General features: G+C 31.2%; 18 protein-coding genes. All 18 read left to right on the forward strand.

The window, feature by feature from the left end:
• Positions 1–458: 458 nt before the first annotated feature.
• Entirely contained in the window at positions 459–803 is a 345-nt protein-coding gene (locus tag JMA43_RS05785; RefSeq protein ID WP_342155460.1) for a type II toxin-antitoxin system RelE/ParE family toxin, read from the forward strand.
• The gene (locus JMA43_RS05790) at positions 803–1,120 is read left to right on the forward strand and encodes a helix-turn-helix domain-containing protein (protein WP_342155461.1); all 318 of its coding nucleotides are present in this window, start codon (positions 803–805) and stop codon (positions 1,118–1,120) included. The genes JMA43_RS05785 and JMA43_RS05790 overlap by 1 nt, the downstream gene beginning before the upstream one ends.
• A 170-nt stretch (positions 1,121–1,290) precedes the next feature.
• On the forward strand, positions 1,291–2,724 hold the full coding sequence (locus JMA43_RS05795; protein WP_342155462.1) for an ApeA N-terminal domain 1-containing protein: 1,434 nt from the start codon (positions 1,291–1,293) through the stop codon (positions 2,722–2,724).
• 216 nt (positions 2,725–2,940) lie between these two features.
• Positions 2,941–3,183: a hypothetical protein gene (locus JMA43_RS05800; protein WP_342155463.1), complete on the forward strand. Its 243-nt coding sequence runs from the start codon at positions 2,941–2,943 to the stop codon at positions 3,181–3,183.
• Positions 3,174–3,491, forward strand: coding sequence for a type II toxin-antitoxin system RelE/ParE family toxin (locus JMA43_RS05805; RefSeq protein WP_342155465.1), 318 nt, complete (start codon positions 3,174–3,176; stop codon positions 3,489–3,491). The genes JMA43_RS05800 and JMA43_RS05805 overlap by 10 nt, the downstream gene beginning before the upstream one ends.
• Positions 3,492–3,678: 187 nt before the next feature.
• The gene (locus JMA43_RS05810; RefSeq protein WP_342155466.1) at positions 3,679–4,563 is read left to right on the forward strand and encodes a hypothetical protein; all 885 of its coding nucleotides are present in this window, start codon (positions 3,679–3,681) and stop codon (positions 4,561–4,563) included.
• 633 nt (positions 4,564–5,196) lie between these two features.
• Positions 5,197–5,424 carry a hypothetical protein gene (locus JMA43_RS05815; RefSeq protein WP_342155468.1) on the forward strand — a complete coding sequence of 76 codons (228 nt, stop codon included), beginning with the start codon at positions 5,197–5,199 and terminating at the stop codon, positions 5,422–5,424.
• On the forward strand, positions 5,415–5,708 hold the full coding sequence (locus tag JMA43_RS05820) for a type II toxin-antitoxin system RelE/ParE family toxin (protein ID WP_342155470.1): 294 nt from the start codon (positions 5,415–5,417) through the stop codon (positions 5,706–5,708). The genes JMA43_RS05815 and JMA43_RS05820 overlap by 10 nt, the downstream gene beginning before the upstream one ends.
• Positions 5,709–5,895: 187 nt before the next feature.
• Complete coding sequence (locus JMA43_RS05825; protein ID WP_342155471.1) at positions 5,896–6,267, forward strand: transposase; 372 nt, start codon at positions 5,896–5,898, stop codon at positions 6,265–6,267.
• Between the two features lie 44 nt (positions 6,268–6,311).
• Complete coding sequence (locus JMA43_RS05830) at positions 6,312–7,127, forward strand: IS3 family transposase (protein WP_342155781.1); 816 nt, start codon at positions 6,312–6,314, stop codon at positions 7,125–7,127.
• A 312-nt stretch (positions 7,128–7,439) separates the two neighbouring features.
• Positions 7,440–8,480: a methyltransferase gene (locus JMA43_RS05835; RefSeq protein ID WP_342155473.1), complete on the forward strand. Its 1,041-nt coding sequence runs from the start codon at positions 7,440–7,442 to the stop codon at positions 8,478–8,480.
• Positions 8,481–8,505: 25 nt separating this feature from the next.
• The gene (locus JMA43_RS05840; protein WP_342155475.1) at positions 8,506–9,042 is read left to right on the forward strand and encodes a DUF1697 domain-containing protein; all 537 of its coding nucleotides are present in this window, start codon (positions 8,506–8,508) and stop codon (positions 9,040–9,042) included.
• A gap of 206 nt (positions 9,043–9,248) precedes the next feature.
• Entirely contained in the window at positions 9,249–9,758 is a 510-nt protein-coding gene (locus tag JMA43_RS05845; protein WP_342155477.1) for a hypothetical protein, read from the forward strand.
• A 93-nt stretch (positions 9,759–9,851) separates the two neighbouring features.
• Positions 9,852–10,442, forward strand: a complete 591-nt coding sequence (locus tag JMA43_RS05850) for an FEKKY domain-containing protein (RefSeq protein WP_342155478.1) — start codon at positions 9,852–9,854, stop codon at positions 10,440–10,442.
• 137 nt (positions 10,443–10,579) lie between these two features.
• Positions 10,580–11,056, forward strand: coding sequence for a thioredoxin family protein (locus JMA43_RS05855; RefSeq protein ID WP_342155479.1), 477 nt, complete (start codon positions 10,580–10,582; stop codon positions 11,054–11,056).
• Between the two features lie 83 nt (positions 11,057–11,139).
• A complete protein-coding gene (locus JMA43_RS05860; protein WP_342155481.1) occupies positions 11,140–11,568 on the forward strand; it encodes a PH domain-containing protein in 429 nt (142 codons plus the stop codon).
• Between the two features lie 46 nt (positions 11,569–11,614).
• The gene (locus JMA43_RS05865; RefSeq protein ID WP_342155482.1) at positions 11,615–11,992 is read left to right on the forward strand and encodes a PH domain-containing protein; all 378 of its coding nucleotides are present in this window, start codon (positions 11,615–11,617) and stop codon (positions 11,990–11,992) included.
• Positions 11,993–12,006: 14 nt separating this feature from the next.
• Complete coding sequence (locus JMA43_RS05870; RefSeq protein WP_342155483.1) at positions 12,007–12,522, forward strand: GNAT family N-acetyltransferase; 516 nt, start codon at positions 12,007–12,009, stop codon at positions 12,520–12,522.

The raw sequence follows: 12,522 nt of genomic DNA on the forward strand, positions 1-12,522 counted from the left end.
TTAACCGTTGTACAGTATAAAAAGTGTTTAAAAAAAACTAACTTCTTCTCTACTCCTTTTTTTAGTTTTTAAGGCAGGTAAATGCAGTTCCTTTTCCGTCGGTGTATATTTAAAAGTTTAATTTTTAAAGACAAAGGCAAAAAGCAAACGCACGGTAGCCTGCCACAAATCTGTACTTAAGCAATACGTAACAACTTTGCTTTTTGCGGTTAATTTACTAAGTTTTGCGTTTTGACTTACACTGCACAACAATATGTACAGTTCATTGCTGTGGAATTTCCTCGCGGAAATTCGGGCGTTTTTGCTATCTTAGTTTCTTAATCTGAAAATCCTAACGGATTTTCACGCAACAAACCATACATGCAACCGTTGTGTGTAATGCAAAAAAAATCCATTTTCAAAATTAAATTTGTTTCCTAAAAAGGAAACTTTTACCTTTGTAGCAAACTAATATCTGAATGACAGAAAAATTTAAAGTTGAGTTTTTTAAAGAAGTCTTTGAATTTCTCGATGGAATTGACAGAAAAGCTCGGAATAAAATCCTGTTTAATATTGACAGAGCGAAAGTTAAAACTGATAACACTCTCTTTAAAAAACTGACTTCGGATATTTGGGAATTTCGGACTTTGTATAACAAAAAACAATACCGATTATTTGCATTTTGGGATAAATCGGACAACAAAGTGACTATCGTAATCGCAACTCACGGAATTGTCAAGAAAACGCAGAAAACACCAAAAAAGGAAATTGACAAAGCGACCGAAGTGATGAACAAATATTTTGAATTCAAAAACAAGAAGTGATGAAAACATACACGCTTGACGAAGTAAAAGACAAATACCTTGGAAAAAAAGGTACAGCGGAAAGAGATGCTTATGAAAACGAATTGCGGCTTGACTTAATCGGAGAGGCAATCAAGCAGGCTCGAAAAGAAAGAAAGTTGACCCAGACCCAACTTGGAGAACTGATTGGCGTTAAAAAAGCACAAATCTCGAAAATCGAAAATAATCTGACCGATGCCAGATTTGAAACCATTCTAAAGGTTTTTAGAGCTTTGAACGCAAAAATTAATTTTAATGTGGAATTGCTAAACCAGAAACTGGATTTGGCGACTGAATAAAAAGCACTACACACAACAATGGCTATAAACAATTGCTATCACAGGCTTACCCTGAAAATTCCTGCGGAATTTTCAGCTTGTCGTGTACTTGTAAAAGTCCGTGCTAACCCACGCAACTGTTCATAGCCGAGACCGTTGTACGCAAGCTTTAAAAAACCACTTACATATTAATGAAAGAAAATTTTAAAATAATTGGTGAATGGTTTCTACCTAATCAACAAAATAGAGTTCACGGTACATTAAACTTTGAGAAAAACGGTAAATCTACTCTTGAATTATATGGCAGTTTAACTTCTGATGAAATTTTCCCAGAATTTAAAGATCAAGAAATAATACTTGGAATATCAAGTAAAAGTAAAGAAATCACTCTTTCGGGTTGCTTTATGACAAAATCCGGAGGAGCAACTTTAGTACAAGGTAAAGAATCTGGAAAATCTTCCATAACTTATTTAATCTCATATATTTTTATTGGTTTACACGTTTCTAAAACTGACGAATTAATATTTGATAATATATCAGCTGAAATATTTAACCTAGATGAATGGGTAGGAATTAGTGGTTTTAAAAGAGATAAACTTGATTATGAAAAATTTAAAAATCACGAATATAGCATTAATTATAAATTACCTGAATCAATTGAATTTGAAATAGATAAGACATACTCTGGTAAATTTAGTTTTAGTGTAAATATTTCAGGCTTGTCAATTTATCAAAAAAGTCAACAAATTAGTCAACAAGTACAATTTCAAATTGACTCAAAGAAAGAAACTAATTTTTCTGAACTTCTAAAAAAAGTTAATAGATTTCAAAACTTTTTACTTCTAGCACTTTACAAGAACACTTTTATTTTATCTGTAAAATTGAAAGGGGAAAGCCATAAAGAAATATTACCAGATGGAATAGAATTTAAAAAAAACATTGAATTATTTTTCTCAACATTTGATTCTGGAAATTATGACAAACCTAAATCATTTAGAGAAATGATTTTTAGTTATCGAGAAATAGCATCTAAATTCCCTGAATTAATTAAAAACTGGTATGGAAAATATGACTTATTAGAACCAGCCTTTAATCTTCTTTTTGACCAATTCTATCAAGGAACAAGATTTAATGAAAATTCTTTCTTAAACCTTGCTCAATCTGCCGAAACATTTCACGCTAGAATTCATAATCACACAAAAATTCCCAGAGAAGAATACAACATTATGAAAGAAGAAATCTTAAAAACAACAGATTCAAAATATCATAAATGGTTAAAAGAACAATTCAACTTTGGCAATAATCTTAATCTACATTTGAGACTTGAGGAAATAACGGAAAAATACTCTAATGAAATAATTGACAAAATAATTCCTGATAAAGATAAATTCGTTTTTCAAGTAAAACATTCTAGAAACTACTATACACATTATTCAAGTAGTAGTAAGAAAAATGCACTTAAAGGAAGTGATTTATTCTATCTGTCAGAAAAATTAAAGCTTTTACTAGTTTGTTCATTTCTTATGGAATCAGGATTTAGTAAAGAAGAATTATCAAAATCACTAGATAATGTTAAATGGAATCTTTTTAACCAGTTAGCTAATTGGAGAGAAAATAAAAAATAAGCCAGCGTACAACACCGTGTATAATTAATTGCTAGTTCGAGCTTGCTTACGAAAATCCTCGCGGATTTTCTATTCGTTTTTTTTCTAAATTAGGTGCGTGGAACACGCCACTAATCATACACAAAACCGTTGGCAACAAGCTGAAAAAAAAATCGACAATCATACAAATCAACCGAAATTGATAATTTTGTATCTTTGATAAAAAGACAAAAGGAAATGGATTTAGAAGCAAGAAAAATATCATTTGTTCAAGAATTTTTAAGACTTCAAAATGAGGAAATCGTTAGCGGACTTGAAAAATTATTACGCAAAAGAAAAGCTGAATTAACTGAAAAGAACTTCAAGCCAATGACAATGGAGCAATATAACGCAGAAATTGACCAAGCAATGGAAGACTCAAAAAATGGACGAATGATAAAAGCAACGGATTTAAAGGCTAAAATCCAAAAATGGAGTTAGAAGTTTATTGGTTAGAGCTTGCGGAAAACAAACTTGAGGATATTTACAGCTATTATTTAATCAAAGCAAGTAAAAGAGTAGCTGAAAATTTAGTTAATGGAATCGTTGATTCGACTATTGGTATTGAAAAGCAACCAGAAATTGGACAAGTTGAAACCAGCTTGAAACATAGAGAACAAGAATTTCGATATTTAGTGTTTAAGAATTACAAAATAGTTTATTGGATAAATTATGACTTTAGACGTATCGAAATTGCAAATGTTTTTGACACGAGACAAGACCCTGATAAAATAAATGAAACTGAATAAAAAGCCAGTTGCCAACAATGGCTATAAGTAATTGCTTATTCCCGCCTACTTCTGAAAATCCTCTTGGATTTTCAGTTTGGTGTGTACTTGCAAAGTTAAGTACAAAACCACGCAACTACTCATAGCCGAGCCCGTTGGCAACAAGTTAAACCAACATTGCGTTCATCAACTCATACATAAAGATCGAATGTTAACATATAACGAGCTTATAGAATTGAGAGACAAACTCATAAATAATGAGATTGGGATAGAACTTGCAAAAGAGCAGTGTTGGAAAGACTTCAAAGAAGGACAACGGTCTTGGCACTCAAAAGATTGGAAAGAAAGAAGATTGAAAATCATTAAAGAAAAATGCCAAATATGTAATAGTAAAGAAACTTTAACACTACAGCATCTTTCTCATCCAAAAAAATACAGCGAATATTTGAAAGAGATAACAAGAAATTATACTAATCAATATATTAATAGCAATTCCAAAATAGATAAAACTGAATTTCGGAATCACGTATTAAATGATTATGAATATATCCCTATTCCTTTGTGTCCAAATTGTAATAGTAAAAACCCAAGCGAAAGGGTAAGAAAAATGCCAAAATATCGTTGTGCAGATTGTAAACACGAATTTGATGAAGCAAATTATAGGTCAGCAAGCGAACTGATTTCCATTTTTTTCGAAGATGAGGACGCTTATGAAGTGAGAGACAAGTGTTTCGTGTCTAAAGACAAATGGAACAACAAACATAACCTATCAAATATTAAATATTGGTTTCAAAGGAATAAAGCAAAGGATAAAGACACTGAATCTATTGAAAAAAAAGCATTTTTGCTATATCTAAACGACAACATCAAATACCTTTCGTTTGAAGATACAATAACAGCTTGTAGAAAGTGTGCTTCTAACTATGACTTGCACAGAATGGAATTATGTCCAAAGTGTAAGGAGTTTTACAAGGGAATTCAATATCCGACTTGTATTCAATGTTTACCTGAAGAAAAACGAAAAGCAGTAGAAGAACAAATTGAATTCGGTAAACAATGGCGAGAAATGGAAAAAAGACTTGGAATTGACTAATAAACTAATTTAAATAAAACCAGTTGCTAACATTGGCTATAAGTAATTGCTTTTTCTCGTCTACTTCTGAAAATCCGCGAGGATTTTCAGTTTGGTGTGTACTTGCAAAGTTAAGTGCTAAACCACGCAACTACTCATAGCCGAGACCGTTGTGCAGTATAAAAAGTGTTTAAAAAAGCCAACTTCTTCTCTACTCGTTTTTTAGTTTTTTAAGGCATCTAAATGCAGTTCCCTTTCCATCGGTGTTTATTTAAAAGTTCAGTTTTTAAAGACAAAGGCAAAAAGCAAACGCACGGTAGCCTGCCACCAATCTGTACGTAAGCAATACGTAACAACTTTGCTTTTTGCAGTTAGTTTGCTAAGGTTTGCGTTTTGACTTACACTGCACAACAATATGTACAGTTCATTGCTACGGAATTTCCTTGCGGAAATTCGGGCGTTTTTGCTATCTTAGTTTCTTAAACCTGAAAATCCTACGGATTTTCACGCAACAAACCATACATGTAACCGTTGGCTTTAATGCTGAAAAACATTAAAAATCATCAAATCTTAAGCCAAGATATTATCATTAAATTAATTCGGAATAAAGTTTACGGATAAAAAACTATCTTTGTTATAATAAAAGTTGGGATTATGAATATAGAAACCACAAAATTAGAATTAATGCATCTTTTACTTCAAACACAGAAAGAAAGTATTTTAAAAAAACTTAAATCTGTTTTCGAAGAAGAGCAAGTTGACTGGTGGAGTGAAATGTCTAAAAAGGAACAAGAAGAAATCAAAACTGGTTTAGCCCAAGCTGATAAAGAAGAGTATAAAGCTAATGAAACAGTAATGAAACGTTTTGATAAATGGCATTAAAAATCGTTTGGACACCACAAGCTGAAAATGGATTAAATAAGGTTTTAGATTATTTAGAAAAGGAATGGACAATAATAGAAATTCTGAATTTAGAACAGAATATAAAAGACCTTGTAAACCGAATAAGTAAATACCCAAAAATTTGTCCTCAAACTGGAAAGTTTAAAAATGTTCATAAAGGATTAGTTGATAAAAACAATTATATAATCTACAGAATTCGACCAGAAAAGGAATTAATTGAAATCATTAACTTTCGAGGGACAAAACAAAGGCCAATAAAATAAAAGCACTAAAAGCCAACAATGGCTATAAGTAATTGCTCGGTCTCGCCTACTTCTGAAAATCCTCTCGGATTTTCAGTTTGGTATGTACTTGCAAAGTTTAGTGATAAACCACGCAACTACTCATAGCCGAGACCGTTGTGCAGTATAATGACCCGTCCGGAAATAAGGCTACATAATTTTAATAATTATGTACAAAAATGACAAAGTAATTAGACGCTACAGCGAATCGTTTAAATTGAAAATTTTAGACGAACTTACCACTGGAAAACTTAACAAAAACCAATTAGGTAAACTCTACGGAATAAACCCTACAACCATCAACGAATGGATCAGGAAATACGAACGTAAAGACCTAATGAACACCAGAATTAAAGTGGAAACAAAAGATGAAATAACACGTATTAAAGAGCTACAAAAAGAGATTGAACAGCTTAAAAAGCTTTTATTAAAAAAGGATCTAGATGCCATGGTTGAAGAATCCTATTTGGAAGTAGCTGCTGAGAAACTAGGCTATAAGAGTGTTACTGAACTTAAAAAAAAACTAAGTATCAAGCCTTAATCAAAGCTAAAATCAAGAGTAATGGATTTGCTCCACTCACTACTATTTGTGCTTGTTTTGGTTTAAAAAGAGATGCTTACTATAAGTTTAAAACCAGAGAACAAAAACGTCTGGAAATAGAAAACCAAATCATTCAAATTATCAAGGAGCGACGCAAATCCTTACCTAGAGAAGGTGTTCGGAAAATGATAAGATCATTAAACGCTGAGTTTGATAAAGCCAATATTAAAGTTGGAAGAGATACGCTGTTCAAGGTGCTTAGAGCTAATAATATGCTCACCTTACGCAAAAAATATAGTGCTAGAACAACTAATTCTTTACACAGGTTCCGTAAGTACAAAAACATTACTAAAGATGTAATTGTAAAAAGACCTAACCAGGTTTGGGTTAGTGATATAACCTACGTCAGAACCTTAAAAGGCTTTTGCTATTTGGCTCTCATAACCGATGCTTATTCAAGAAAAATAGTAGGTTACGACCTAAGTGATAGCTTAGAACTAAGTGGCTGTGTTAGGGCATTAAATAAAGCTTTATATCAAGCAAAAAACATCGATGGTCTCATCCATCACTCTGACAGAGGCATACAATATTGTAGCAACGTATACACCCAGATACTTAAAAGAAAGCATATTGATATAAGTATGACAGAAGAAAATCATTGTTACGAAAACGCGCTTGCAGAACGTGTAAATGGTATTTTAAAAGACGAGTTTTATCTTGACCAGACCTTTATAAATACTACACACGCTAAAAGAGCAACAAAAAATGCAATTAAATTATACAACGAAGTAAGATTACACTTATCTTTAGATTTTAAAACACCATATGGTATACAAATTAACTGCTTAAATCAAGTTTAACCTGTAGCCATATTTCAGGACAAGACACCCTAAATCTTACAATAATCGGATTCTTTATTACCAAGAAATTAATCGAAAACCGAATTTAAAAATAAAACTATTTAATTTTTTATTCAGAAATAATTTAGAGCATAAAAGTACTTGTGCACAACCCCCTGTAAAAACCATTACTGGGGATTTTCCCTTTGAAAAAATCCTTTTCTCAATAAACGTTCTCATTTTCCTGTTTTTATTTATAAGTTCCAAATAATAAACTGTAAAACAACTAATTACACGTTGTTTTAATGTAATAAAAACTATATAAACATAAAAATGGAACATCAACCTAACCAACCAACACCAGAAAAAATAATGCAAATTGGCTCAGGATTTTGGGCTTCAAAAATTCTATTGAGTGCAATTAAGTTTCAATTATTCACTATTCTTGCCGAGCAAAAAACAATGACTGCCAATCAAATAAAATCTCTTTTAGGTTTTAAATGTTCCGATAGGCATACATTTGATTTTCTTGATGCCTTAACTTCATTTGGTTTTTTAAATCGTGATGGTATTTTAGAAACAGCCAATTATTCGAATAGTATCAATACCGATTTCTTTTTAGATAAAAATAAACAATCTTATATAGGAGGAATTCTTGAAATGCTAAATAACAGACTCTACTCCTTTTGGGGAAATCTTGAGAATGGACTATTAACCGGACAACCTCAAAATGAAGCTAAAAACGGAGACAATATATTTGAAAAAATTTATGCAGACTCAGATAGGCTTAGAGAGTTTGTGCATGCAATGAGTGGCATCCAGATGGGAAACTTCATGGCTTTGGCTCATGGATTCGATTTCTCAAATGTTAATTCTTTAGTAGACGTTGGAGGTTCTGGAGGGCTCCTTTCGTCGACGGTTGCTAAATATAATCCTCATATGAATTGTACCACTTGGGATTTACCACAAGTTTCACCTATTGCAATTGATACAATAGAGAAATTTCAACTTCAAGATAGAGTCAAAGTTAAATCTGGCGACTTCTTTAAAGATCCATTCCCTAAAGCAGATATTATAACTATGGGAAATGTTTTACACGATTGGGATGAAGACACAAAAATGATGCTCATCCAAAAGGCCTATGACGCTATTCCAGAAGGTGGTGCTTTAATAGCTATCGAGGGAATTATTGACGAAAATAGAAATGAAAATGCTTTCGGTTTAATGATGAGTCTAAATATGCTGATAGAAACTGGTACTGGTTTTGATTACACACTATCCGATTTTAGTAAATGGACTAAAAAGACTGGTTTTAAATCAACTACAATTCTACCTTTGTCAGGACCAACAAGTGCAGCAATAGCGTACAAATAAAACAACAATTTAAAAAACTAGCTTAGTGAACAAAAAAATTGCAATTTTAAGAGGAATAAATGTTGGAGGAAAACGTAAAATCATAATGCACGATCTTAAGTCGATGTGTGAACAATTGGGGTTAGAAGATGTAAAAACTTACATTCAAAGCGGAAATCTAATTTTTAAATCCGACAAACCAAACTCTCAATTAGAAAACATCCTTGAAAAAGCAATTACCGAAAAATATGGATTTGATGTTCCTGTAATTGTAAGAACGGAAAAAGAACTTGATAATTCAATAAACAACAACCCTTTCATTGATAAAGATACAGATGTCAAGCAACTGCATTTAACCTTTTTGAAAGAAAAACCAGATATAGAAAACTTTCAAAAAGCACTAACTTTCAATGCTGAACCAGACAAATTCAAAATTGATAATAAAGACGCATATATTTTTTGTTCAGGGAAGTATCATCAATCTAAACTCACAAACATTTTTTTCGAAAAACACTTGAAAGTTCGAGCTACAACAAGAAATTGGAAAACTGTATTAAAGTTACTCCAGTTGTGTGAAGATTAAAAACTGAGTGAAACATCTGTTTACAACAATATTTAACCGAAATTACACCGAAGTTAACTTCCTCTGACATGAGTATGAATTACGAACTATTTAAGTTATCCCCTTGAAGTTACTAACGAGAGTGTCAAACTAAAATTATCGTATATTTACCTATACTTAAAAATTATATACTATAATAATTGAACGTTTAATATAAAATTAATAGTTTGAAGAAGAAAGAAATATTTTGGTTTGTAGGTACTATAACAGTCGCTCTAATTTTGAATATAATAATATTCGGAATTGATAGACTACAATCTGGTTCAAGTATTGACATAAATATTCACGACAGTTATTTCATTTTGCCCAGCATTCACTTTATAGCCCTATTAGGAATTTTTGTCTTTTTCATCACCTACCTCATCAGAACATTTAATAAAAGTTTTAAAAATTTAACTTCAAATCTAATTTTAATGATTTCGACAATTTTTCTGATATTGATTTTAAACGAAATCAAATCGATTATAGATATCTTCAGCTTACAAACTTCAAATTGGTCCATAAGTCTGCCATTAAGTACAAACAACGCAATAGATCAAATTGACCAAAATCCAGAATCAAAAGAAAATTATTTAGATATTTTATCTAGTTTTATTTTTTACTTCCTAATTTTATTAATGGTTTTTCTAGCATTTTGTGGATTTAAAACTGGGATGAACTATAAAAAGTTTAAATAAATCTTCATACATAACCAAATATTTTTAATCTACCCCACCAATAACATTTTGAAACGATTTAAAAATTATGTCGTCCTTTAGTAAAAGTAAATCATGAAAAAATTATTCTTTACCTTAACACTCCTCCTATTTACCTCTATTATTTTTGCTACTGAAATTGTTGCAACCGTTAGTTTTCAGAATCAAACAAACAAGAATTTTTCATCAGGAGCGTTTACAATTATCAGTTTAAATCAAACTATAAAAGTAACCTCAACAGAAAGTTTCAAAATTACACTCCCTAAAAAAGGGAAATATCAATTCAATTTTATTTCAGACGACTTTATTACGCATACTGTCTACCCTACTCGAATAAATAACAGACAGCATTCAATAACCATTATTTTAATGGATAAAACTTCGCTTTCTAAAAATTTAAATACTGAAAACACACAATCATTTGAACAACAAATTGCTGAAGGTAGTGTGAATTTTATAATGTTCGGAATAGATAATTCTATCCCTGAAGAATATATTGTTTTTAAAAATAAATACGGAATTGGACTCGAAAAAGAAAACTGCGTAGTTGATCCTTTTTCTATCAAAAGAGTAACCGAAAACAATAAAATGATTTCTAATTTTTTAAACGAGAAATACGGAACTAAATGGCAAAAGGAATTAAAAACCAAACCTTTTGGAATTTAATGAACATAAAGTTCCTATTAAAAATCGATTGGAACCGTAGCTGTTTCAAATTATATTAATACCAATAAATATATCGTATCTTTATTTCGAATTACAGCTTTCCTCTTTTTATTCAGAATTAAAAGTATATTACGAAAATGAGTACAACAGAAACATCCTCTAAAAAAATGACACATAAAAAATCTCATCCTTTTTGGAAATGGTTTTGGCTCACTTTCCTTGTGTTATCGTTGGCCTATGCTTGGTATTCGTTTTATGCGCCATCAAATGAAGTTAAATGGGCCGAAAATATTACATCCACCCGCCAACTCGCTAATAATTCCAATAAAAACACCCTCCTTTTTTTCACAGGAAAATGGTGTGTACCATGCCGAATTATGAAACGTGAAGTTTTTGCAGATACTGAAGTTGAAAAAATTATCAATTCGCAAGTTATTCCTGTACTGATTGATATAGACAATCCAAGCACTATGGAACTCGTAAAACATTTTAAAATTGGAGTAACTCCTACAACAATTATTGTTAATTCTGAAGGAGAAGTTTTGGAATATGCTGTTGGGAAAATTAACAAAAAAGAGTTCTTAGAAATGCTTCAAAGGACAGAAGCTAAGTAGCTACTTAATATGGTTCAAACCAAATATATTCGATAAATCTTCTCTGCAGAAAAAATTACAACTCTTCACAGAAACAACAACCAATGAAAAAAACATACAAATCCAAAGTTTCATATCCGCTACTTATTATTATATTAATTGCATTAATAATTCCTATAATAACACAGTTTGTTGGAGTGAATAATGATGAAGTTTCAGTTGGTGTTATCGCCTTACAAGTTTTAATAATTGCATTTGTTTTACACCTTTTTTTAAAAACTACTTATACAATCGACAATACTATTTTAAAAGTAAAATCAGGGTTTATTTCTTACGCTCCTATCGAAATTAATCAGATAACAGATATTTCAAAAACCAAAAGCATACTCTCATCCCCTGCTCCATCTTTTAATCGTATTAGCATTAAATACGGAACCTATAACGAGTTTATTATTTCACCTAAAGACCAGCAAAATTTCATACAAGATTTAAAAAATATCAATCCGAATATAAAAATCAACATCCCTTCTTAATTAGTTAAACTTTGTATATTTATGGCTTAACCAAGCATTCAACACAATGGGAATATTCAATAAGTTGATGGGAAACGCCAGCGAAGTTTCTTCTGAAAAACTAAACGAAAAATACAAACGTCTTTTAGTAGAAAACGAAACCGTAGAATTAGGCTTTAAACTCCTAAGGGATACTTTTATGTTTACAAACAGAAGGCTTATTTTAATTGATGTTCAAGGGCTAACTGGCAGTAAGGTTGAATACAAGTCTTTGCCTTATAAAAACATTTCTAGAATTTCATTAGAAACTGCTGGGACTTTTGATTTGGATGCTGAATTAAAAATTTGGATTTCGAGTGAAAATACGCCATCGGTAAGCAAAAAATTCAATAAAAGTATTGATGTTTATGAAGTTCAAAAATACCTAGCTGAAAAAATAATGTAATTGCAAAAACAAAAATGTATCAAACTTTCGAAACAGATAGGTTAATCCTTAGACCAACAAACATCGATGATGCTCCTTTTATTTACGAGCTTTTAAATACGCCCAAGTGGCTTCAATATATTGGTGATAGACAAATCACTTCTGTTGAAGTTGCTCAAAAGTATATCGAAGAAAAAATGCTCCCTCAACTAAAAGAATTTGGATACTCAAACTACACCATTATTCGAAAAATAGATCAACAAAAAATAGGTTCCTGCGGATTGTACAATCGCGATGGATTGGACGGAATAGATCTTGGTTTTGCTTTTTTACCTGCTTATGAAAAAATGGGGTTTGCATTTGAAGCTGCTAATATATTAAAAGAAGCTGCTTTTATACATTTTAAATTGAAAACACTTTTGGCTATTACTTCAAAAGAAAATACTTCGTCTCAAAAACTTTTAGAGAAACTCGGACTAAAATACTCGGGAACTACCACCCTCCCTAATGATTCTGAAGAACTATTACTTTATAAAATAGAAAATAAATAA

Origin of the sequence: Joostella sp. CR20, from assembly GCF_038433465.1 — a bacterium.
Classification (GTDB): domain Bacteria; phylum Bacteroidota; class Bacteroidia; order Flavobacteriales; family Flavobacteriaceae; genus Galbibacter.

Coding starts and splice junctions, on each gene's coding strand:
- JMA43_RS05785 (WP_342155460.1), top strand. CDS start 459: ATGACAGAAAAATTTAAAGTTGAGTTTTTTAAAGAAGTCTTTGAATTT.
- JMA43_RS05790 (WP_342155461.1), top strand. CDS start 803: ATGAAAACATACACGCTTGACGAAGTAAAAGACAAATACCTTGGAAAA.
- JMA43_RS05795 (WP_342155462.1), top strand. CDS start 1,291: ATGAAAGAAAATTTTAAAATAATTGGTGAATGGTTTCTACCTAATCAA.
- JMA43_RS05800 (WP_342155463.1), top strand. CDS start 2,941: ATGGATTTAGAAGCAAGAAAAATATCATTTGTTCAAGAATTTTTAAGA.
- JMA43_RS05805 (WP_342155465.1), top strand. CDS start 3,174: ATGGAGTTAGAAGTTTATTGGTTAGAGCTTGCGGAAAACAAACTTGAG.
- JMA43_RS05810 (WP_342155466.1), top strand. CDS start 3,679: ATGTTAACATATAACGAGCTTATAGAATTGAGAGACAAACTCATAAAT.
- JMA43_RS05815 (WP_342155468.1), top strand. CDS start 5,197: ATGAATATAGAAACCACAAAATTAGAATTAATGCATCTTTTACTTCAA.
- JMA43_RS05820 (WP_342155470.1), top strand. CDS start 5,415: ATGGCATTAAAAATCGTTTGGACACCACAAGCTGAAAATGGATTAAAT.
- JMA43_RS05825 (WP_342155471.1), top strand. CDS start 5,896: ATGTACAAAAATGACAAAGTAATTAGACGCTACAGCGAATCGTTTAAA.
- JMA43_RS05835 (WP_342155473.1), top strand. CDS start 7,440: ATGGAACATCAACCTAACCAACCAACACCAGAAAAAATAATGCAAATT.
- JMA43_RS05850 (WP_342155478.1), top strand. CDS start 9,852: ATGAAAAAATTATTCTTTACCTTAACACTCCTCCTATTTACCTCTATT.
- JMA43_RS05855 (WP_342155479.1), top strand. CDS start 10,580: ATGAGTACAACAGAAACATCCTCTAAAAAAATGACACATAAAAAATCT.
- JMA43_RS05860 (WP_342155481.1), top strand. CDS start 11,140: ATGAAAAAAACATACAAATCCAAAGTTTCATATCCGCTACTTATTATT.
- JMA43_RS05865 (WP_342155482.1), top strand. CDS start 11,615: ATGGGAATATTCAATAAGTTGATGGGAAACGCCAGCGAAGTTTCTTCT.
- JMA43_RS05870 (WP_342155483.1), top strand. CDS start 12,007: ATGTATCAAACTTTCGAAACAGATAGGTTAATCCTTAGACCAACAAAC.